The 21,290-nt window shown below is 42.0% G+C and carries 18 protein-coding genes; all 18 read right to left on the reverse strand.

The annotated features are described in order from the left end of the window. Positions 1 to 16: 16 nt before the first annotated feature. A complete protein-coding gene (locus tag IFO66_RS04005; protein ID WP_028593664.1) occupies positions 17 to 487 on the reverse strand; it encodes a hypothetical protein in 471 nt (156 codons plus the stop codon). Positions 488 to 537: 50 nt separating this feature from the next. Beyond that, the gene (locus IFO66_RS04010; protein WP_192023898.1) at positions 538 to 2,634 is read right to left on the reverse strand and encodes a GTPase SAR1; all 2,097 of its coding nucleotides are present in this window, start codon (positions 2,632 to 2,634) and stop codon (positions 538 to 540) included. Then, complete coding sequence (locus IFO66_RS04015) at positions 2,621 to 4,573, reverse strand: ATPase, T2SS/T4P/T4SS family (protein ID WP_225445484.1); 1,953 nt, start codon at positions 4,571 to 4,573, stop codon at positions 2,621 to 2,623. Before IFO66_RS04015 ends, IFO66_RS04010 begins: the two co-directional genes overlap by 14 nt. Next, positions 4,561 to 5,496 carry a hypothetical protein gene (locus IFO66_RS04020; protein WP_192023899.1) on the reverse strand — a complete coding sequence of 312 codons (936 nt, stop codon included), beginning with the start codon at positions 5,494 to 5,496 and terminating at the stop codon, positions 4,561 to 4,563. The genes IFO66_RS04015 and IFO66_RS04020 overlap by 13 nt, the downstream gene beginning before the upstream one ends. Further along, complete coding sequence (locus IFO66_RS04025; protein WP_192023900.1) at positions 5,483 to 6,217, reverse strand: hypothetical protein; 735 nt, start codon at positions 6,215 to 6,217, stop codon at positions 5,483 to 5,485. The genes IFO66_RS04020 and IFO66_RS04025 overlap by 14 nt, the downstream gene beginning before the upstream one ends. Positions 6,218 to 6,235: 18 nt before the next feature. Further along, on the reverse strand, positions 6,236 to 7,582 hold the full coding sequence (locus IFO66_RS04030; protein ID WP_192023901.1) for an SAF domain-containing protein: 1,347 nt from the start codon (positions 7,580 to 7,582) through the stop codon (positions 6,236 to 6,238). Then, the gene (locus tag IFO66_RS04035) at positions 7,513 to 9,036 is read right to left on the reverse strand and encodes a protein kinase domain-containing protein (protein ID WP_192023902.1); all 1,524 of its coding nucleotides are present in this window, start codon (positions 9,034 to 9,036) and stop codon (positions 7,513 to 7,515) included. The genes IFO66_RS04030 and IFO66_RS04035 overlap by 70 nt, the downstream gene beginning before the upstream one ends. Positions 9,037 to 9,219: 183 nt before the next feature. Beyond that, entirely contained in the window at positions 9,220 to 10,314 is a 1,095-nt protein-coding gene (locus tag IFO66_RS04040) for an SAM-dependent methyltransferase (protein ID WP_225445485.1), read from the reverse strand. Between the two features lie 22 nt (positions 10,315 to 10,336). Further along, entirely contained in the window at positions 10,337 to 11,104 is a 768-nt protein-coding gene (locus IFO66_RS04045) for an ABC transporter ATP-binding protein (protein WP_192023903.1), read from the reverse strand. Next, positions 11,088 to 11,459: a thioredoxin family protein gene (locus IFO66_RS04050; protein ID WP_192023904.1), complete on the reverse strand. Its 372-nt coding sequence runs from the start codon at positions 11,457 to 11,459 to the stop codon at positions 11,088 to 11,090. Before IFO66_RS04050 ends, IFO66_RS04045 begins: the two co-directional genes overlap by 17 nt. A 5-nt stretch (positions 11,460 to 11,464) precedes the next feature. Then, entirely contained in the window at positions 11,465 to 11,803 is a 339-nt protein-coding gene (locus IFO66_RS04055) for a cyclic-phosphate processing receiver domain-containing protein (protein WP_192023905.1), read from the reverse strand. A 105-nt stretch (positions 11,804 to 11,908) separates the two neighbouring features. Further along, positions 11,909 to 12,817, reverse strand: a complete 909-nt coding sequence (locus IFO66_RS04060) for a deoxyribonuclease IV (protein WP_337912566.1) — start codon at positions 12,815 to 12,817, stop codon at positions 11,909 to 11,911. After that, on the reverse strand, positions 12,780 to 13,622 hold the full coding sequence (locus IFO66_RS04065) for a DNA-formamidopyrimidine glycosylase family protein (protein WP_192023907.1): 843 nt from the start codon (positions 13,620 to 13,622) through the stop codon (positions 12,780 to 12,782). The genes IFO66_RS04060 and IFO66_RS04065 overlap by 38 nt, the downstream gene beginning before the upstream one ends. After that, positions 13,623 to 14,480, reverse strand: coding sequence for an HAD-IIA family hydrolase (locus tag IFO66_RS04070; RefSeq protein WP_192023908.1), 858 nt, complete (start codon positions 14,478 to 14,480; stop codon positions 13,623 to 13,625). It lies immediately after the preceding gene. Beyond that, positions 14,440 to 15,375 carry a DMT family transporter gene (locus IFO66_RS04075; RefSeq protein WP_192023909.1) on the reverse strand — a complete coding sequence of 312 codons (936 nt, stop codon included), beginning with the start codon at positions 15,373 to 15,375 and terminating at the stop codon, positions 14,440 to 14,442. The genes IFO66_RS04070 and IFO66_RS04075 overlap by 41 nt, the downstream gene beginning before the upstream one ends. Positions 15,376 to 15,411: 36 nt before the next feature. Further along, positions 15,412 to 16,500, reverse strand: a complete 1,089-nt coding sequence (locus IFO66_RS04080) for a Gfo/Idh/MocA family protein (protein ID WP_192023910.1) — start codon at positions 16,498 to 16,500, stop codon at positions 15,412 to 15,414. Between the two features lie 260 nt (positions 16,501 to 16,760). Beyond that, positions 16,761 to 17,702: a ribonuclease Z gene (gene rnz, locus IFO66_RS04085; RefSeq protein WP_192023911.1), complete on the reverse strand. Its 942-nt coding sequence runs from the start codon at positions 17,700 to 17,702 to the stop codon at positions 16,761 to 16,763. 150 nt (positions 17,703 to 17,852) lie between these two features. Continuing rightward, positions 17,853 to 21,290, reverse strand: a complete 3,438-nt coding sequence (metH, locus tag IFO66_RS04090; RefSeq protein ID WP_192023912.1) for a methionine synthase — start codon at positions 21,288 to 21,290, stop codon at positions 17,853 to 17,855.

Consider the following 21,290-nt stretch of genomic DNA (forward strand, 5'->3'; position numbering starts at 1 on the left):
AACTTCTACCTAATATTTACTGCTGTTCAAACACAATTGCTCTTGTCACATTTGAAGTATCTACGATTAATTTGGCAAGAAATTTTCCACTTGGATTTACATATGTATCCAAAGACTCCTTCGTCGCCAGTTCAATTTTATCATTACGTGTATTATTCGAAATCTTGCCATCCGAATCAACGTTAGCTCCGTAGAACATACCAGGATTATTTGCAGCCTTGTCCTTACCTGTTTTGACCCAAATTCCAAATTGATCTTTTTGATGGAACTTACGAATCGCATTTATAACTTGTGATCCACTTACAGTTGTGTTGTCATACACTGTGAAGGATGCTTTACTTAACTCAGTCTGAATTGCTGAAAACTCATTTTGTGCTGTTTTAGTAGCTTCTTGAGCGGATACAAATAACAAGACAACTATGGTAATTAAAGCAATCGTAAGAAATATACCTGCGGCTACTTTTAAAGCCGATTGAGCATTATTCATTGAACATGTCCCCTTTTGTAAATTGATTAAGTAATATTAAATAATGAAAGTTACAACCTCTGAATTTGGGTAAAAGAATGATGCATTTGTTGTGCACTAAGCCAAACTAAAGGAATAACAAGATACATAAATACAATCGCATACATAGGAGCAAACCCAAACCATCGACCCCAGACTGCCTTTGATTCTATTATTTTCTCTTCTTCCTGCTTGCGCATATCTTGTTCATACCACCATGATTGCTCCGCATCATCAAATGCTTGCTTGATCGGTATTTGATCAAACGCCAGTTCCAACTGATCAACAAATCGAACAAAATCAGGATAAGGTATATCTTCCTTTAATTGCTGTAATGATTCCTCTGGACCACTGTCCCAATGAAGCAAACATCGATGAATAGCTTCTTTACAGCAAACGGAACTCCTCATCATCCAATCAAGCATCTGTTCAGAAGTCATACGCTCAAATGCACGGAGCAAAAGCGCCAATGAGTAAAAATGACTTAATTCCAGACGTATCTCCATATTACGAAGCCTCTTTTTAAAAAGAAGCATGCCCGTGGGGGTATAGTAAGCTATAACACTTAGCATAAAGGCCACCAGCAGTTCCCACCACCATAACAAACCTATCTCTTGTTCATAAGCTAGATTCAGGAGGTGTTTGCTTAATTGCACAGCGCGCTCCGGTGTCCAGTCAGCATATGTTCGTACAGCTTGCTCTTGAACATAATGTTCTTGTTCTGCACGATTGGAAGTTTTCAATGTAGCCTCACTTACCCATTTCTTATGGAGAGCTACCTGCTCAGCGTTCCATTCAGATACTATGGACTGGCTATAAGCAGAACCGTCCCATTGTACAGTGCTTTTTGCATCACCACGTGGCAGTACTCCCCACAATGGAGAAATGGACTGCTGTTGCTGTATAACGATATGGATGACAATTGCCATAATAATAGACAGCAGCATGATTACTGCAGCATATGCTAATCTTGTAGCGTACCACCGTTCCAGTGACAACGACTCGTTAGCATCTTTAAGAAGAAATGCATTTGCACTTAAACGTGATGAGGGTATACCTCTCATCCATCGATAAACAATTGAACGTACAATCTTTAAACGTAAAATATCAATATTTTTTCTAGCCGCTTCACTTTTAGGTTTTTCAGCAATACTTTTCCTCCATTGAAGCTGCTCTAATAACCAGTGGCTTACAATAACAGTCAAAAGAACAATTACTTGTACATACCATCCGATTCGGCTATCGTAGAATTGAGTCATATCAGGAAAATATGCTCTACCCCATTGCTCGATGGGATTTGCAAACAAGATTGGAATGACAGCAATCACTTTTAATCCCTTTAAGAATGTATCTAACCTCGTGCGCATTAGATGTTCTGACTGCATATCACGAATCATCATAGATAAGCCTTGCAAAAACGAAGAGCGATTATCCTCTTTAGGGTCACCATATTCAGCTACTAGTCGAGCTAATCGTGCAAATAAGCGATAATGACGATTCGGTGCTGCATCATCATACTTTACAAGAGCTTCATCTGTATCATACTCATAAATACAAGCAAGCAATCTCGACAGATGAGGCCGAATTAATGGTGAAGCACGTTCTAGCGCTTCTTCCACAGCGAGCTCAACCATTTGATGACGCTGATAAGCATGTCTAATTGTTGAAAAAGCCTGCGCAGATTGGCTAAGTACCTTTAATTCCGCTTGCTGAGCAAACATTTGTATACAAAGATCATCAGCTACGCGAAGTACAAGTATAAGCATAAGAAGTGAAATCCAATCCTGTTCAAAACTAATAAATATGAATAAAATTCCACTCAGAACAATAATGATTGCCCAAAGTACAAAAGCAACTTTTTCCCTCAGTAATCGTTCATCATACCCATATATTATTAATAGCTGTTGATATACTTTTGCACGTTTATGCTTAAATCCAACAATTCTCCCGAACCAGTAATAGCTTCGCTGTAAAAATAACTTCATTATATTTGTCTGGCGATTCTTAGATTTAAACGTAACTTGTTTGTTCCATGGCTGCTGCATCATACGTTGAGACAATTTCCATAATAGTAACCCTATAAGCGCGAAAATAATTGCTACTAACAGTAATGAGTTAAGCGACAACATTCTCCCTCCCCGATGCTATCCACTCTCTAAATAATTCTTGATCGTAGTCGGTCATCTGCGAGAGCATCGCTTGTATATGTACGTCAGAAATTTCATTCACCCAAACATATCTATCATTTTGGAACTCAATAATATTTTTGTAAGTATGAGAGCTGCTGTTAGCTTGATCATCATAATACTGAATAGCTGCACTTCTATAGTCCATCCAAGAGTTTGACGATGAAGTTGATACATCCTGTTGATGGATATCCTCTTTTCCTAACTGTCTATTGAAAGTTTGATTACCATTTGTCATTTCCGAGGGAACACATTCAGTAATCCGTTCAATATAGCGCATTCCATTTGCATTTCTGCTTAAATGGATATTAAAATGTATAACTTGCACAACTTGCTGCTCTGCAATTCGTTCATTATGAAACATACCTGTCTTCAACAAAGAATTTCGCAAAGCCCCTATTAAATCAGGAAATGTCTTAGCGTGATGTGTAAATACCGTAAACAGACTCGCCACTTGAGCCATTTGAATCATCCAAGCTGCTACTGGATCGGTTGCAACCTCCCCAAGAATATGAACAACTCCATCTGTTTTCTTTTGCACATCCAAACCTGATTGTCCAGAAATATTTTCCGTTTCTCTCAAAGTTAAAATATTGCGATTGGGATATAGTTGCCTTAAATGAAGTTCAAATGCCTGCTCCTGAACTCTCAAAGGATAAAAAGCGTAGATGGATTGAACTAATGCCATTAAAAGTGTCGTTTTGCCAGACCCTTGAGCACCTGTAACAGCGGTAATACGGGCTCCCTTCATCAAAAATTGGAGCAATCGAATTACATCTGCAGACCCATCAGCTGAAATAAGATGAGATAATGAAGGCTGTTCACGCTCAAACTTACGTACAAAAAATGCCCAAGACTCTGAAAATGGCGGTCTCATAACAACTACCCGAGAACCATCCTTCATGTCATTCACACGATAACCATCTACTTCTGTCAGCGGCCCTGGTGCACCATGTTTGTAAATGGTTTGACATACACGTTTTAATTCTCTTTCACTCTCAAAGCTGAGAAAACCGAGACGGATAGACTTACCTTGATAAAACATCCATACACTATCGTATGAGCGTGGAATTTTCGAAGTATGAATGCCACTCCTTGAAGCTGAATGGGATGAGCCTGTAGCTATACCAGTAGACATAAGCGGCGCAGATTGAATCAAGCCATTTACCCCTCCTGAAACCCCTTCTATTCTCAGATCTCGCAGCTCATCGATAACGGACAAACCTTTATATCGCTCATAAATACGTTGAGCAATGATCCTAATTCGCTCTTCATGCTTCACAACCGGACGTTCTTGGCGATACGCTTGACTGACATCATGCTCATCTACAACATAACCGAGCTCCTCTTCACCCTCTATGTCTCGTTGAGTCTTAATTTGATCCCAGCCGTAACGTTGTACGATCTCATGCATAGCTTCTAGACCATAGCGCTGGAAATATAAATATAGTAAAATATCGAACTTATCTTTGGCTGAAAGCTGAATTGGATCATCAAATGGAACAAGCATCTCCCAGTAGTCCTTGGAAGGTTTTAATAAAGGTCGTATAATTTCCACAATAATATCTTTCACGTATTCCTTTTGCAGCCGATCACCACTATGACAGGAGCGCAGTGACTGTCTTATCATCGTTCGCCTCAACAGTTCCCTGCGATACATCTCATCATTTGAGAAATGATCTAAAAAAGGGTCCGCTGTCCATTTTTGAAGTTGATCGCGAACGATCTGATCGAGTTCCTCCCAAGTCAATGCAGATGGCACAGCTGCTTCCTGATTGGATTTCTGCTTTAAGCGAAGCCGATACAACATCCACAGTATAAGTAGGAATACGACACCAACCAACATTAATACCTGTATGTAGTAATCACCTATCCATTCCATCTTCTTCCCCCTTCACTTGCTTTGCGATTAGGAAGAACTGCCTCAGATAATAGCTGTTCTGAAAGTTGATCCACATAATTAAGCAAGTTTAAAGCGCCTGGCTTGTTGTTACGATACTGTAGTTGTAAGACATAATGTACAAGATGCCCCTCATTGGCATAGTGTCTCAACTGCGTATCGTAAGGTACCGCGTATATCAACTTTCCACGCATATGCTTTTTCAGATTGGCTAAATTTAAATGCGCCTCAGGGTCATAAGAAGGTACCACCCAAATCTGTTTTTGATCGAATCCATATCCATTACTACTATAAAGATACTTGGGATCACGCCATAAACTCACATCTCTTTGATCTTGGGTAAGCAATGTAATGGTTCCTGCGCTGTAGGCTTGCTCTTGCACACATACGTTCATTTCCGTCTGATTTTTACTCTGCTCTTCAAATCTGGCGTCCCGCCGCGGGAGCTGACGGTCCCAATCCCAAAGAACAACATCATAAGCATTAGCCGAAACCTGCATAAGTGTACGCACGTCATAATCGGAGCAAAATCGTTCATTCGTTATTCCTCGTTGGACCGAATTATCATATCTATCAGCTACGCGAAGTACATCTAGACCAGGAATAATGGGAGAGGTACATGCAATAAACATGGGGATATCCAGCAATTCATTTTGAATGAGTCTTTTATATTCTCCCCAGCCATCTGGCACTGACAATTGAGTCAGCTTTTGATCATAACTTCCTGTATGCATAGAAGCGCGAATGAAATATTCAAGCCCTTCCCCCTCGTCATCCCGATGAATAAGTAACACTTTAAGTCCAAAACGTGTAACTAATTCGATGCCAAGTAGAACTGTTGTTAATGATGATCCAAACGCGCGTCGCGAACCATTTTTTATAAACCAATGTTTACATGGCTTCATGCCACCATCGCCCTTTCTTATCGCTTCGCAGCAGTTTTCGCCAGTTACGATCAGATATTGGCCCGCAACTTCGTTCCAACCATATTCGCCATACTGAACGTGCTGACTTCGTATACTTAGACAAATCCATCCTCTCATGCACTTCGTTATAGAGATATGCTGTCCAATTTTCTTCTTCGAATGGTATAAATATAGCTTCCTCTTTTGGAGTAACGTATATAGACTGCAGATGCTCCACAATATAAGCAACTTCTTTAGCATGATCCACGGTATTTAAAATGAGTAGTCGTATTTCACGATTCAAGTCTACTTCATGAAGCAGGCGGAACGACTTTATCCATTCCATATTACGATGAATAGCAAAAGCCTCTACCGTTTGTACCATGACACGTTCACGAGCGCTTATAAAGGTAGTAGCATCACAAAATGTAAGTCGATCTGTATCTATTAAAATATCATCATATGAATCAAGTTCTATCTCATGCTGCCGGCTTAGTTGCATTAATTCTTCCCAATGAAGTATGCCAGACACCGTATCCATCCCGTTCCAACGACACCACTTCTCCTTATTTATCCAAGTTTGATTTCGATACGTTAGCCATGGCATATTCATCGCATCAACGAGTAATACTCGTCTCCCAGCACGTGTAAGTAAAGTGCCTAATCCAAGAATAAAATCCTGTTTATTACATGCGCCTACGAAAAAGCTGATATTAGACATTCACAATCACCCCTTGTTTCACGGTGTAACCGACAGGCTAGAACTATCGTTCTGATATTCCCCAACCTCAACCAGATCTTTATACGTTGAGGTATTGCTTTGATTGGCACCTGGAGCCATATTGTTGCTATTTGAATGAACACCATTCATCGACTTCGTAGGGAGTTCATTCTGCTCAACTCCTACTTCATTATTGTTCATTTGTTGTTTATGTGAGGGCTGTTTCTCTGACTGCTGTCCTTGTTGCTGCTGTTCCGTCTGGTCTCCTTGTTCTGTAGAAGTAGATTGTCCAACAAATGGTGCTTCACGATTTGAAACTTTGCTTTGCCCAGTAAAAGGAGATACCGTTGAGGAACTAGAACCAGAATTATTAGAGCCAGAACCATTACCACCACTTGATAGTACTGTGCTATTTCCATAACTCGTAGCAATTGCCCCTGAATCCAAGGTTACACTAGAACCTATTTGAGATTGGCTATGTTTAATTAAGTCTCCTTCTAAACGCTTCCTAGCTTGTGCTGACATTACGATGTTGGCATCCTTGAGTAAATTCGGGTTGTTGTGTATGAGTTGTGTTACATGTTGATTGATCGGATAATTAACGATTGCTCGTTCTTGTACATAGGCATCGACATAACGCAAGGCATATATTTGACCTCCGTTCAAGTAAGCATCCACACAAGCGCTGGACATCGTTAACAACTCATGCTCTGACATATGGATCCAAATAGTAGAATCTTGAATGCGATGTACTTTCTTATGGGAGAGAACTACATAGTCTTGTCCATCGGGATACCTAATCCGCACATCAATTATCTGATTAGATTCAAGTGCAAGCGGCAATTGAATGACTCCTGTTTCAATCCAACGAATATCCCGACCGATCGATCCTTCATTTCCGACCATAGAGTCTATTAATGGAACGTTAGCTGCTAAATCTATCTTTGCAATGCTTCCTTTTACATCTTTAGGTTCAAGTACGTGCTCCGGAATTAACCTTTTGGGTAGCTCTATTTGTTTTAAATCTGACGCATGTAGCCTTGAACCTGCAACTTTGGATTTTGCAAGTACCCAAACTTGCTGTTGATCTTCTTTCTCTTGTCCTTGAATGATTTGCTCACTTAACTGAGCTTTTTTCATCCAATCCTCTCTTTCTATTTGCCAATTACGCTCAATCCAAATAATATAACCTCCACTAACCGTTGCCATGATGGTAGCTGTCACTACTACACCAATTGCAACCTGCTTCGTTCGTCTTGACCATCTGCCAATCAAGCAAGAACCCCCTTCATCTATTATTTCCTCTTGCTCCAAGAGAACCATCTTCGCTTCTGCTCTTGTACCTTCATCCAGGATTGCAGCCATTCTTCTAAATCCGATCCACCCTTAAATGGATTTGAGCATGTGGGAACGGAGATTATGCTATGGCATTTCAACTGTAAACGTGATGAGCGTAATTCTTCCTCTTTGGCATGTGGCAGAGCAAAAATCCATTGTTGATAATTTAATTCAAGTAAATTGTTCGAGGCCGCTCTAGTATCATCATCCCTCCAAGGAGCTGTTGAACCTAATAGTAAACTGTATGAAGCACGAACAAATTCCTCATCTAATCTACGCTTTGCTCCAATCACACCAAGATCCAGAACAATAAAGTCATATTCCATTTGCAGCTGTGTTACTGAAGATATGGTTAACCCTCCAGAGTGTTCACCCAATTCAATGTAAGAAACCCCTTGCCACTGCCAAACTCTGTTATTCCAATCTTCCGCACAATCACCTTCAACGGATGACAGGATAGAATGGACAACAGAGCGACTTGACTCCGCATTCGAAACATAAGCGACTTTGCCACGGTTACTTCTTGCAAGTCGATGCGCAATCATTAAGCTCATATGCGTACAACCTAATCCTGAAGCTATACCAGCTACAGCAATCGTTACAGCTCGCTGTAATCCATGGTTGGCCTTCCCATGTTGATTCCGCTGTCCTTTATCCATAAATTCATAGGCTGCAGGAAGAACCTTACTATCGGCATGCGACAACAACTCTCTTTTTAATTCATCCGCAGATTGATATCTCGCATTAGGATTCACTTCCATTAACTTAGTGAGAATTCCATAAAATGATGTAGGAACATCTTCATTAAGCATCTGTGTACGAAAAGGTTCCATTCCGCGCCAGCGTCCTTCAGATAACACGTAAGCTAGCAATGCACCAATGCCATAAAGATCAGTACGAGCGTCACTTTGCTTGCCCTCGTGCTGCTCAGGTGCAGCGAAGCCTACTGTTCCTAACTTCATCGTATCCGCTGACTCAGAAGGTTTCATTTGTCTAGCAATACCGAAGTCAATCAACTTTATTCGATGCTGCTCAGCTAACATAACATTAGAAGGCTTCATATCTCGGTATATAATTGGTGGGGTACGTCCATGCAAATAACTTAATGCATCACACAATTGAAGACTGTACGCAATCGTCTCGTCAAACGAAAGAGTGGTTCGCTTTAGTCTCTCAGCAATTGTCTCCCCTTCAATGTACTCCATAACCAAAAAGGCGTGCCCATCTTCATCAGGTGAAAAAAAATCAACGATGAGTGGTAAATTCGGATGTCGAAGTTCAATTAACCATTGAGCTTCCCTTATAAGATGTTCGCGATCATGTGCAAGCGGGATTGATTCTTTAATCGCCCAATACTTGCCCATCAAACGTTCATCTTGCGCTAAGTACACATAACTCATGCCTCCGACGCCTATTAGACGCTTAATTCGATAACGTTCGTGCAACAATGCACCTGCCATTAACTTCGTAGGAGCACGCACTCCACAAACCTCCTTGAAGTAGCCATTGTAAAATAATTAAGGTTGGAAAACGCAAAAAACCCGAATACAGCCAATTAGGCGTATTCGGGATGCTTTCCCTGAAAAGGTTACGTTTATGTTATTGATGTCATTATAGATTCAATTCCATCATTTGTCTATAGCTTGTTTGTAAAATAGCACCGATTAATTTTTAAGCATATACAATGTGATCTCATCACGATTATGGAACAATTGCTTCGCACGAACGATCGTGGCATGCTTTTCGAACATTTCCATGCAATCACGTATCGTTTGCAGCGGCTTCTTATGCATCAACTTCACAGTCACAATTAATGTACCACCATAAACAAGAGAATCTAGAAGCTGAATGACTAGCTGTGCAGTATGCTTCGGACTCCAACTCATATCACATACAATTAAATCAAACTCATTTGGCTCAAAAACTACCTCAGCAGCATTTCGTCCATAATAAGTAAAGTTGGGGTGCTCCATGAGAGTCGGATGCATTTTGGCCGGATCCACAGCCGTTACATGAATGCCACGCTCTAGCAATAAACTGCTCCATCCCCCTGGTGCTGCACCTACATCCAAACCATTTCGATAGGCAGAGAAATCCAATCCAAATACACGTTCTGCTTCTAGCAACTTAAATTTTGCACGAGAAATTTGTCCATCTTCACGGCGGAAACGGATAGCTCCACCCGGCCAATCAGACTGCTGATTAGCGAAAGTTGCTAAGCCTGCATATACTTGCTGCTCATGTTCAAACAAGGTTAAGATGAAATCTGGTTGTTGAACGGCTGCCGTAATATTTTGCTTCGACCACACAGATTGAATAGCAGAACGCCATTGGAAAACAACTTCTTTATCACTAGTATCTTCTGTTTTCACTTTCTTAGGTGACGTTCGCACATGAACAGCCCCAGTCGATTCAGCTTGTATAGACAGACCGCTTCTTTCTAGTAGCGCCTCCCATAATTGCTCGGCATCTTCTTCACTAACGACAGCATCAACCGGAAGAATGATATGAGCAGGATAGACATCACGAATAAAGATAGCTGGCTCACGACGAAGAAGATCCCATACCGCTCCTTCTGATTCAGGAAGTTCCATAAAAGCGACTTCTCCAGAAACTAGTATCGTACTCTTCAATTGACTATACTTCCTTCGCAGTTCTTCCTGCGCATAAGGAATATAGCCATGATTAGCTGTAACGATCCAGTGGGATCCTAGTTCATAATTACGTGTTGGGTGTATTTCATTACTGATTACTGACAACTTATTTTTCCTCCAAGCATTACTACGACTTTATGCGTACCCAAGGCCGGCCTTCCATCCAGTTCACTGCAATAGGCAGATCAAAAGTTTCGGAGAGCTTTTCTGGAGTAAGTACATCTTCTTTAGGGCCAGCGGCTACGAGTTTTCCTTTGTGCAGCAAAGCTACATGTGTAAATAACGGTACAATTTCTTCAAGATGATGAGTGACATGTACGAGATGTACGTCGTTTGCAAGTAATTCCGGCAGGTCTGTAAGCCACATTTCTCTTTCATAAAGATCGAGTCCTGCACAGGCCTCGTCCATAATGAGCAATTTGGGGTTATTCATCATAACACGTGCCAATAAAATTTTTTTGCGTTCCCCTTGTGAGCACAACCCAAATGGCTGTTCTGCTAAATGAGCAAGTCGTACCATACGAAGCTGTTCCACTGCTCTCTCCTTAAGGATATCCGTTTCCTTATCAAACAAACGCAAATGCGCTTGTAAGCCGGTAGCAACGATCTCCCACACAGGATCCCGCAATGTTAATTTTTCCACAAGTGATTGACTTATATAACCGATCTCTTTCCGTATTTCCCGAACATCACATCGACCGTATGTATGACCTAGAACACGAACTTTGCCTGAGCTAGGAAAGTGATATCCTAGTATCATTTCAAGCAGCGTAGATTTGCCAGAACCATTTCTGCCAAGTATCGTCCAGTGTTCTCCAGCCTTCATTTGCCACTGTAAAGGATATATAATTGTGCGATCTTGACGTTCAAATGTTACATCATCGAGATGAATCATCCATGCCGCCTCCTCTTAACCGCTCGTACAGATAAGGGATAGAATGAAATGCATATATTTTCTGCGGATTTGCAAAGGTATTTTGTGAAATCAAACGTTGTTGATTGTGTTTCACTGCAACAGTACGCCAAACAATTAGACAAGGTACACTTTCCACCTGATACGCCTTAGCGAGATCAGGCACTTCATTAACATTTAAGCGTTCAAATTGCAGTTCGGGCAGTAAATGCTCAACAACATCCAGCATTCGGCTAGTTACATGACAAGTACCGCACAATGGACTATACATATATAAAAGATCGATATCGGACGGAACCTGTCCATTCTTTAGGGCTTCACGTAATTGGTCAATCATTATGCTCATTTGCTTAAGCTGCGAACTTGCTCGATTACATGAAGTGGCATGGGCCCATTAAATAGTTCAACCTCATACGGCTTGTTCATATACAGCATCTCGTACATACGACGCCGTCCTCTATCACAAGAGGTGTGCAAATAAATTCGTTTTGCATACAATCCTCGATTGACCATCTCTGCAACTAGCTCTGTACCTGTCGGTTCATCAGGACCTAAGTCATGATCTAACGATAAAATATCGACTTCCGCACCTTCAAGGAGTAATATACACTCCTCCATGTTCCGTGCTAATACAAATCCATCCGGGCATTTGCGCCAATCGTCAAGATACACATGGATCATCTTCGCGCACCCTTTCTATATTACAACGTTTTTCAATATTTCGCGCTAATAATTAATGTAATTAATTATTTTGATAGAAGCGATTAAGCATATCGTAAATACATGTTAATTGGAATATTGCAGTGTTCTCAAGATTTCCCACTCCGCCTGATGAAACGATACATCGCTCGCAGGTGTCTCCAATACATTCATTACTCCATTTAATTGAGGAGTAGATAAAAGCTCCTTCATTGCCGCCAATGGTATTTGTCCTTTACCAAGCTGTGCATGGCGATCTCTCAGAGAGCCGTATGGTTCTGCTGCATCATTCACATGAACAACTTCAACATCATCCCAATAACCTACGCGCTCTCCGTGAAGTATTAGTTGCTCTGTACCTGATTGATCATCTGCATGCCATAAACCACTCACATAAGCATGACACGTATCAAAGCAAAAGCCTATTCGATCCGGATCCATGCACAATTGTTTGATTTGAACATGTTCTTCGAACGTCGAGCCGATACCGCCATGTAATCCTGCTTGATTCTCCAATAAAATGAGTGTTGGCCCTTTATACATGGTCAGTACAGCATTTAATGTGGTTAATATATCGCGATATCCTTCTAGACGATTAGACTTCTTTACAATTCCGAAATGAACAACAACACCAATTGCACCTGTTGCTTCAGCAATTTCCAAGTCATTGCATAGGCTATGCACATGCTGTATAGCCACTTCTGGTTGATCTTGAATCGATGTCGCCAAATTCAAGGGATAGGCAGAATGAATAACCGAGCGCAATCGATATTGTTCCATCAATTGACGACAACGCTCGGCCTCAGCTGTGCTAAAATGTTTCACCTGCAAACTGCGCGGATTCTTTGAAAAAAACTGAAAGCTCGAACAACCATTCTGTTCAAATAAAGCAATCGCTCTTTCAGCCATGCGAACATATCCACCACTTAACTTAATGTGGCATCCATAGCTGAGCTCATTAGCCATGTATACAGACAGCTTCAGGTGCATGCTCATGCTGACAGGAAGAACAGTATACCGCTACTTTTCCGCTTATCACTGCATCAGACAGCTTCGTGCGACACTTACTGCACGGTTCACCTTGTCGACCACTAACTGCATAAAAAGTACTTTCTGGCTGTTCAATCGCTTCTTGAAGCCATTGAACCATACTATTGTATATCGCTTCCCAATCAGAGGAGGATAACGTCTCTGTTTTTACAGTTGGCACAATTCCTGCCCTAAAGCATATTTCGTCTGCGATTGCGGGAGAAATACCAGCAATCAGCGCTTGATTTGTTAGCGCTGTACGAAGTGCAGTACGTCGCTTTGCAAATCGATTTTGGAACAATGCTGCATTTAAATTACGGCTTAGGGGCTCAAGCCCCCACTCCTTCGCAATATCATCCATTTCTTTCGCACTTAGCCATTGAAGTGAAAGAGTCCGTGCACCCGTCACATCCCAGCTACCTTGATCAAATGAAATGCGCAGTTGCGGTTGAATAGCAGTATTTCCGGTTACTGCTATAGTCTCAGTATTTTCATTGATGTCTGACTCTTCATCTGCTACAGCCGCACTATGGAACAGTGCACCATTCCCTACCGTCAACAGCAACCTTCTGCCATCATCTAAATGAAACACAATTCCTTTAGCACGACGCTCCACATATAACAATTGTCTTCCTACAAGACCTTGTTGCAATTGCTCAATGGATACATTTGCCCAAGATTCTTTAAGTAGCGAAATTGCTCTAAAGCGCTGCCCTACAAACAATTGGTTCAACTTTTTACGTTCTCGCTCTAATTCTGGTAGTTCTGCCATCTATTCCAACGCCCTCTCTGTATCATTATTTTCTCTGATTTGCTCGAACAGCTGCCTAACTTGCTCAAGATTATCGAATACATAATCAGGGAGGTCATTACTGTTCTCTCTATACGATGCATAAGATGACTTTGAGGTCACTCCTGTAAGCACTAAAGCCGTAAGACATTTTGCTCGAATACCCGCTTGAATGTCTGTCAACAAATTATCTCCTACCACTATCGCCTCAGCAGGCGTACAATCAAGCTGTTTAAGTGCTACCTCCATAATGATTGCTTCTGGCTTCCCTATACAAATAGGTTTTACCCCAGATGCCGCCTGAATAGCTGCTGCAATGGTTCCTGCACCAGGAGAAATTCCCTTATCTGAAGGCAGCTGTACATCTGGATTCGTTACAATAGAAGCTGCGCCCTTACGTATTGCTATTGAAGCAGCTTCCAACTTGCTATAAGTAAACTGTCGATCAAGTCCTTGAACGACAACATCAATATGCTTTTGTTCTACGACTACAGGGTCATTCGTCCAACGGATATTACAATCCGTTAACGCCTGCTGCAATCCTTCTTCACCTATCATAAATACAAAAGGATCTTTGTAATGGTCTCGAATATACGCAGCTGCCGCCTGTGCAGAAGTCAGCACATCCTCTGTTCGCGCTTGTATACCCATTTCTCCCATAAGCGCTGCTATTTGCTGCGGCGTACGAGTTGAGTTATTGGTCACAAACAAATACGGTACTCCCCACTCCTGCAAGCATTCAATTAAGTGATCAGCTCCATCGATAGCTTGAGATCCGTGAAACATGGTTCCGTCCAAATCAATGAACGCATGAAGCTTGTTCGATATTGTTTTGCTCATGGCGACGTTGTTCCTCTCTAGTTGTTTTTATTCCAATAACGGTGAAGGCAAAAACTCCGCTCAACACAATAATCGCACCGATCCACTGCTGCACGCTCATCTGCTCACTCAACAATAAGTAGGCGAACAGTCCTGTAAATATAGGGTTTAGATTCAAAAACACTCCTGCTTGTGTCCCCCCAACGCGTTGCACGCCAATGTTCCAGAACATCATAGCTGCAACTGTTGCACCAATACTCGTATAGGCAATACCTACCCAGAACCAGGTATCCCCTGTTGTTGAAATCACGTTCTTCCACTCCAATGGCAGCATGATTAGTACACCAATAATACCTCCCCAGAACGTGGACAAAAACGGTGATATGTACATCATAGCCCATTTTGATGCAATTGAATATATGCCCCAAATGAGAACAGAACCTAGCATCCATAAATCGCCAATATTAAATGACATTAACCATAAACGTGATAAATCACCTTGCAGGATGAAATAAATAACCCCGGTAAAAGAAACACACATTGCGACGATTTGCAGTGTATGTAAACGATCACGATAAACGATAAAGCTCAATAGAGCAATCATAATGGGATTTAATGCTGATATTAAACCTGTATTAGTAGCCGTTGTGTGTTCTAGCGCATAAAACATGCACACGTTGAACAGTATTACGCCAGTAAGACCCATTAACAGAAGCGGCAGCCATGCAGCTCGTGGAGGAACTATTTTCTTTTCTTTTATCAATACAATCGGCAGCCATACGATAACCGCTATTCCCCAACGAAATAAGACAAGTGTCATTGGCTCCGCATGATCGACAAGTAATTTGCTCGCTACAAAGTTGCCTCCCCACAGCATGCTTGTAAGGACAAGCAATGCGTAGATGAACCCTTTCATACGCATCCTTCTTTCTTAGTCGTGTGCGATACCGAACTAGTCTGTTTGTTTAGAAGAAGCGATTACTTTATCAACCCAACGCTCAACCGCATACCCATCTGACAAGGTAGGTGCGATATCAGTCCAACGATTGTCTCCCGTCATTCGCAAAATAAAATGATGAAGAGCAGCAAAATGACTGTCTTGGAATACGCCAAGCGTAGCCTTTTCATCTGGCAGTAGTTCCAGACTATCTGGTGTTGGTAAACTTGGTACAGCACCACTAATTAAATGCACAACGGGCATCCGATCTTTTTCCAAATCACACGTCATGCTTCCTTTAGTCCCCACAATATGAATACGGAACGCATCTGATCCGTAAGCAATGCGAGATACTTCTATCGCTCCCCTTACACCCGTTTCTGTTTCTAAATGCATGGAGGCCCAGTCATCGACATGTACTTCAACTTGTTCTGCAGCATGTACAGCGCTTGGTCTGTTTTTAACAAATGTATGCGTACGTCCATCCACTTGTTTAAAGTTTCCGAACCAATGACGAACAAGATCAAGGGCATGTACACCAATGTCCGTAATCGCCCCACCACCAGACAATTCATCACTTAATCGCCAACTAAATGGGCGATCTGCATTTAAATATCCTGAACGCATGTACGCAATATTACACTGCAATACATCTCCGATAATCCCTTCTTTAAGACATTCACGTATCCGCATAACTGCCGGATGGTAGCGGAATGTAAAAGCTAGTTGTTGCGGATAGTGCGCTGGTACAGTGGCTAATAACTTAGCTGTTTGTTCTGCTGATTCTGTCACAGGTTTCTCGCAATAGACTGCTTGATTGAATTGCATGGCCGTTTTTACCTGTTCAGCGTGAAGTGCATTAGGGGTACAAATACTCACTGCCTGCGATTGACCGCGTTCTAATGCTGTTTCCAGTTTATCTGTTACATAATTAAAACCAATTTGCTTCGCTTGCTCTGCCAAAACCCCTGGCCTTCTTGTGACCAACGAATCCAATACAGGAGTGACAGGCAAACGTTTAATGATAGGCAATGTACGTAGCGCCACTAGATGTGTCTTCGCAATCGTACCAAATCCGATAATCGTAAACCCAATATGATGCATGGTGAGTGTCCACCTTTCTTTTCTAAACCATATGTAATTCTAAGTCATTAATGGCTTCCTGTTGTAAGTTGCTTCATTCATTGTAAATAACGAAAAGCATCGTTGCAAGCAAGTTCTATACCCAATACTTCGACATCATGAGATATAGCAACCTGTCGAAATGATGCCTGCTGTTATTTATCCAGTCGCTTTTTCATCTATCTGTCACATCCTGCGCTTTCCCGGAAAATAATCCGTATTGGAAAGATGAAAAAAACGGCTTACGCCGTTCCTTCCTCGTCTTCTGCGATTGTAACAACATGATGCTCTAGGGCAAGTACGGTGTTAGGAAATACATTTTGTGCCTCCGCTAAAAGTTCATCCATCTGTTCCCCTTCTTTGTATCTGGAACTGAAATGATTCAGCGCAAGCTTCTTCGCACCAGCATCCTTTGCAATCTCTGCAGCTTGTTGTGCGGTACTGTGACCATATTCATTTGCATTATCGGCTTTGTCGTGCATATAAGTAGCTTCATGAACTAGTAAATCAGCGTTACGAGCTAATCGCACTGCATTTTCACAAGGTTTCGTGTCTCCCAAAATAGCAACTGTTCGTCCAGGAATCGGCTCCCCTAATACGGAAGCAGCAAACAATAATTCCCCATTCGGCAATTGTACATCTTTACCTTGCTTAAGCTGACCATATACAGGTCCCGGTGGAATCCCTTTATCTCGCAGCAGTTCGAACTTAAGCTTACCAGGACGATCCTTTTCTACAATACGATAACCAAGTGTAGGAATTCGATGCGAGAGCTGCATCGCAGTTACAGCGAATTGTTCATCTTCCCATACTACTCCAGGTTCAATTTCCTTAATTAGCAACGGATAGGAGACCTCGGTTCGGCTTACTCCGAAACAAACTTTCATGTAATCGCCAATTCCTTTAGGCCCAAATACCGTTAATGGAGTCTGACCACCTTGATAAGAGCGACTTGAAAGGAAACCCGGCAATCCAAATAGATGATCACCATGTAGATGCGTAATAAATATAAATTCACATTTGCTCATTTTTAATGGCGAACTCAACAGCTGGTGCTGGGTGCCCTCACCACAATCAAACAACCAAAACGTGCCCCTTTCCTCAGTTAAGCGAAGTGCGAGGCTGCTCACATTTCGCGTTGTCGATGGCATCCCTGCTCCTGTTCCTAAAAAATAAATGTCCATACTAACACCCCGTTCTCAATCTAATGAGGCTCGTTGCCTGTAAATTTGACTCATACGTCTAAACGTTACCTATATTTAGCTTGTAACAAAGCCCCTGCACCGTAATGACGGACAGAGGCTACTTATCCTACTACTATTATGATTCCTAAATCACACTTTATCTACATTAAAATATTGAGCTTGTGGATGTGCAAATACCATCGCACTTACAGATGCCTCTGGCTCCATCATAAATCCTTCTGTTAATTGGACACTTATATCTTCTGGCATCATAAGCTTGAATAGCGGCTCTTGATCTTCAAGATTCGGACATGCCGGATAGCCAAAGGAAACTCGAATTCCTTGATAACGAGCGCCAAAACGCTCCTTCATCGTCATCGTATCAGGATCGGGATAGCCCCATACTTCCCGCATCATATGATGAATTCGTTCTGCCAATGCTTCTGCTAGTTCTAATGCTAAAGATTGCAATGCATGCGAGCGTAAATACTGTCCCTCCTGCTTCCAAATCTCAGCCTGATCACGAATCCCTTCACCTGCAGTAACAACGAGGAAGCCAACGTAATCCATTACACCACTTTCTTTTGAACGAAGAAAGTCTGAAAGACACAAAAATGGCGCTACCTTTTGACGAGGGAAAGTAAACGTATGAAGTACTTCCTCTTGACGTTCGGGATTGTAAATATGAATCGAATTCCCCTCAGACTGAGCTGGGAAAAAACGATACATGGCATTCGCACGCAATTGCCCCGTCTGTTCACCATGTATAAGAAGCTCATCTATCGTCGCTTTTAACTCTACTGCCTTTGGATCTTTAGCAGCTAAGAGCTTGTCTATCGTTCCTTTTAAGCCTAGATGGTGGCCTAATAGCATTTGCATATTCACATAAGGTACAAGCTGCTTGGTTGGAATATCACGAATGACGTGGCGATTCAAATCAGGTGGTAAATACACCTGCGCCTCTCCAATAGCAGAGCGTTCCACTCGTGTTAATTCAGGCAGCTGTTGCTCTTCTTCCGTCTCACTTGCTAGTCTTTCCTTATGCGCTCTTAATTCTTCCACCAATATAGATCGTTCATTCGCGTCCATTAGCTTATTAGCCAAGTCCAATCCATCCATTGCATCTTTGGCATAGAGAACAAGACCATCGTATTCTGGACTTATGCGATTTTTAGTGAACTTACGTGTTAACGCAGCTCCACCTACCATAATAGGAACATCGATTCCAGCGTTGCGCATATCTTGAGCTGTAATAACCATTTGCTGTGCTGATTTTACAAGTAAACCTGATAATCCGATAGCATCCGGCTTCTCCTTACGATATGCTTCGATTAGCTGTTCAGGTGGGACTTTGATGCCTAAGTTCACAATCTGGTATCCATTATTGGATAAAATGATTTCCACGAGATTTTTACCAATATCATGCACATCGCCTTTTACAGTAGCGAGCAAAATCTTACCCTTAACCGCACTCTCGTTCTTCTCCATAAAGTTTTCCAGATGAGCGACAGATGCTTTCATTACTTCAGCACTTTGCAATACTTCCGCAACAATCAGCTCGTTGTTGTTGAATAACCTTCCTACCTCTTCCATGCCTCTCATTAATGGCCCGTTAATTACCTCAAGCGGTGTATATTTTTCCAGGGCCAATGTTAGATCCGGTATAAGACCTTCTTTGGTTCCTTCAACAACGTAAGACGCAAGACGTTCTTCCAATGTAAGGTTGCTAATCTTTTCTTTCTTCTCTACTTTACGATTGCGGAATGCCGCTACAAACTCTGCTAAAGTCGCATCATTTGTGTTATACAGCAGCTCTTCAGACAACTTGCGCTCATGATCAGGAATCGATGCATAACGCTCAAGCTTTTCTGTATTTACAATCGCGTAATCCAATCCTGCCTTTGTACATTCATATAAAAACACAGAGTTAAGCACCTCACGGCCAGCCTCAGGAAGACCGAATGAAATGTTACTTACTCCCAATATAATTTGACATTTAGGCAACGCTTCTTTAATTAACCGGATGCCTTCAATCGTTTCTTTGGCAGAGCCAATATATTGTTCATCGCCAGTACCTACTGGGAATACGAGTGGATCGAAAATAATATCTTCGGATCGTATCCCAAAATCATTTACGAGAATATCGTGAGAGCGCAGCGCGACTTCTAACTTATCTTCTCGTGTAATAGCCTGTCCACGCTCATCGATTGTTCCAACAACGAGCGCTCCCCCATAACGGTGAACGATAGGCACTACTTGCTCGAATTTTTCCAACCCATCTTCAAGGTTAACGGAGTTAATTATTGCTTTACCTTGTGTATGTTTCAAAGACATCTCAATTACTTTTGCATCCGTTGTATCGATTACAAGAGGTACTTTTACTTTCTTAACGACTTCTTGTAAAAAGGCAGTCATATCTATCGTCTCATCGCGATCAGGATCCTGTAAGCAAACATCAATGACATGTGCACCATTTTTCACTTGCGCACGCGCCACTTCAGCAGCTTCTTCAATTTTCCCTTCAGCGATTAGACGTTTGAACTTGCGTGAACCTAATACATTCGTGCGTTCCCCGACCATATAAGGGCGACCGCTATCTTCTATGTACACCGTCTCAATACCAGAAACAGCTGGTGGATGATCGCCATATTCTCTTCTCGGCTCATACTTCGATAACGTTTCTGCAAGCACACGAATATGCTCTGGAGTCGTACCACAACAACCTCCAGCTACGTTGAGCCATCCTTGCTCAGCAAAGGCAGCAATTTTACGGGCAAGTGATTCCGGTGATTCGTGATATAGACCATTTTCATCTGGCAAGCCCGCATTTGGATAACAACTAATAGCTGTCTTCGCTATACCTGCTAATGTCCTTATATGATCACGCATAAATTCGGGACCTGTTGCACAGTTTAAACCGACCATAATAGGCTGCAAATGCTCAAGCGATATGTAGAAAGACTCTATATTCTGCCCTGCTAATGTCGTACCCATCGGCTCGATCGTACCAGATATCATTAATGGTAGCGTTATACCTGTAGCCTCCATTGCACGTTGGATCCCAATAGATCCCGCCTTAACGTTCAATGTATCTTGAGAGGTCTCTAACAACATGACATCTACGCCAGCTTCAATGAGTGCCAAAGCTTGATCATAATACGTTTCGATAAGCTCATCGAATGTGACCCCACCAGTCACAGATAACGTCTTTGTCGTAGGTCCCATAGCACCTATAACATAACGAGGATGTTCAGGAGTCGAATACTTCTCCGCCGCCTCAACTGCTAATCTAGCAGCTTCTAAATTCAACTCTCTTGCACGATCTTGAATATCATACTCTGCTAATACGAGACTAGTAGAACCGAACGTATTCGTTGATATTAAGTCTGCACCCGCAGCCAAGTATTGTTCATGAATATCACGAATGATATCAGGACGTGTAGCAACTAATATTTCATTACAACCGTCTAAGTGTTCCCCACCAAAGTCATCAGCTGTCAAATTAGCTTGTTGAATCATAGTGCCCATAGCACCATCTAGTATAAGAATGCGCTCTTGCATGCGCGCGGTTAATAATGGTTTCGTCAT

The organism is Paenibacillus arenosi (assembly GCF_014841135.1).
GTDB lineage: Bacteria > Bacillota > Bacilli > Paenibacillales > Paenibacillaceae > Paenibacillus_B > Paenibacillus_B arenosi.

What these genes read in the sequence shown, in the direction of transcription:
- IFO66_RS04005 (WP_028593664.1), bottom strand. Translation starts at nt 487, where the DNA reads ATGAATAATGCTCAATCGGCTTTAAAAGTAGCCGCAGGTATATTTCTT.
- IFO66_RS04010 (WP_192023898.1), bottom strand. Translation starts at nt 2,634, where the DNA reads ATGTTGTCGCTTAACTCATTACTGTTAGTAGCAATTATTTTCGCGCTT.
- IFO66_RS04015 (WP_225445484.1), bottom strand. Translation starts at nt 4,573, where the DNA reads ATGGAATGGATAGGTGATTACTACATACAGGTATTAATGTTGGTTGGT.
- IFO66_RS04020 (WP_192023899.1), bottom strand. Translation starts at nt 5,496, where the DNA reads ATGAAGCCATGTAAACATTGGTTTATAAAAAATGGTTCGCGACGCGCG.
- IFO66_RS04025 (WP_192023900.1), bottom strand. Translation starts at nt 6,217, where the DNA reads ATGTCTAATATCAGCTTTTTCGTAGGCGCATGTAATAAACAGGATTTT.
- IFO66_RS04030 (WP_192023901.1), bottom strand. Translation starts at nt 7,582, where the DNA reads ATGGCTGCAATCCTGGATGAAGGTACAAGAGCAGAAGCGAAGATGGTT.
- IFO66_RS04045 (WP_192023903.1), bottom strand. Translation starts at nt 11,104, where the DNA reads ATGATTCATCTCGATGATGTAACATTTGAACGTCAAGATCGCACAATT.
- IFO66_RS04050 (WP_192023904.1), bottom strand. Translation starts at nt 11,459, where the DNA reads ATGATTGACCAATTACGTGAAGCCCTAAAGAATGGACAGGTTCCGTCC.
- IFO66_RS04055 (WP_192023905.1), bottom strand. Translation starts at nt 11,803, where the DNA reads ATGATCCATGTGTATCTTGACGATTGGCGCAAATGCCCGGATGGATTT.
- IFO66_RS04060 (WP_337912566.1), bottom strand. Translation starts at nt 12,817, where the DNA reads ATGAGCATGCACCTGAAGCTGTCTGTATACATGGCTAATGAGCTCAGC.
- IFO66_RS04065 (WP_192023907.1), bottom strand. Translation starts at nt 13,622, where the DNA reads ATGGCAGAACTACCAGAATTAGAGCGAGAACGTAAAAAGTTGAACCAA.
- IFO66_RS04070 (WP_192023908.1), bottom strand. Translation starts at nt 14,480, where the DNA reads ATGAGCAAAACAATATCGAACAAGCTTCATGCGTTCATTGATTTGGAC.
- IFO66_RS04075 (WP_192023909.1), bottom strand. Translation starts at nt 15,375, where the DNA reads ATGAAAGGGTTCATCTACGCATTGCTTGTCCTTACAAGCATGCTGTGG.
- IFO66_RS04080 (WP_192023910.1), bottom strand. Translation starts at nt 16,500, where the DNA reads ATGCATCATATTGGGTTTACGATTATCGGATTTGGTACGATTGCGAAG.
- rnz (WP_192023911.1), bottom strand. Translation starts at nt 17,702, where the DNA reads ATGGACATTTATTTTTTAGGAACAGGAGCAGGGATGCCATCGACAACG.
- metH (WP_192023912.1), bottom strand. Translation starts at nt 21,290, where the DNA reads ATGACGAAACCATTATTAACCGCGCGCATGCAAGAGCGCATTCTTATA.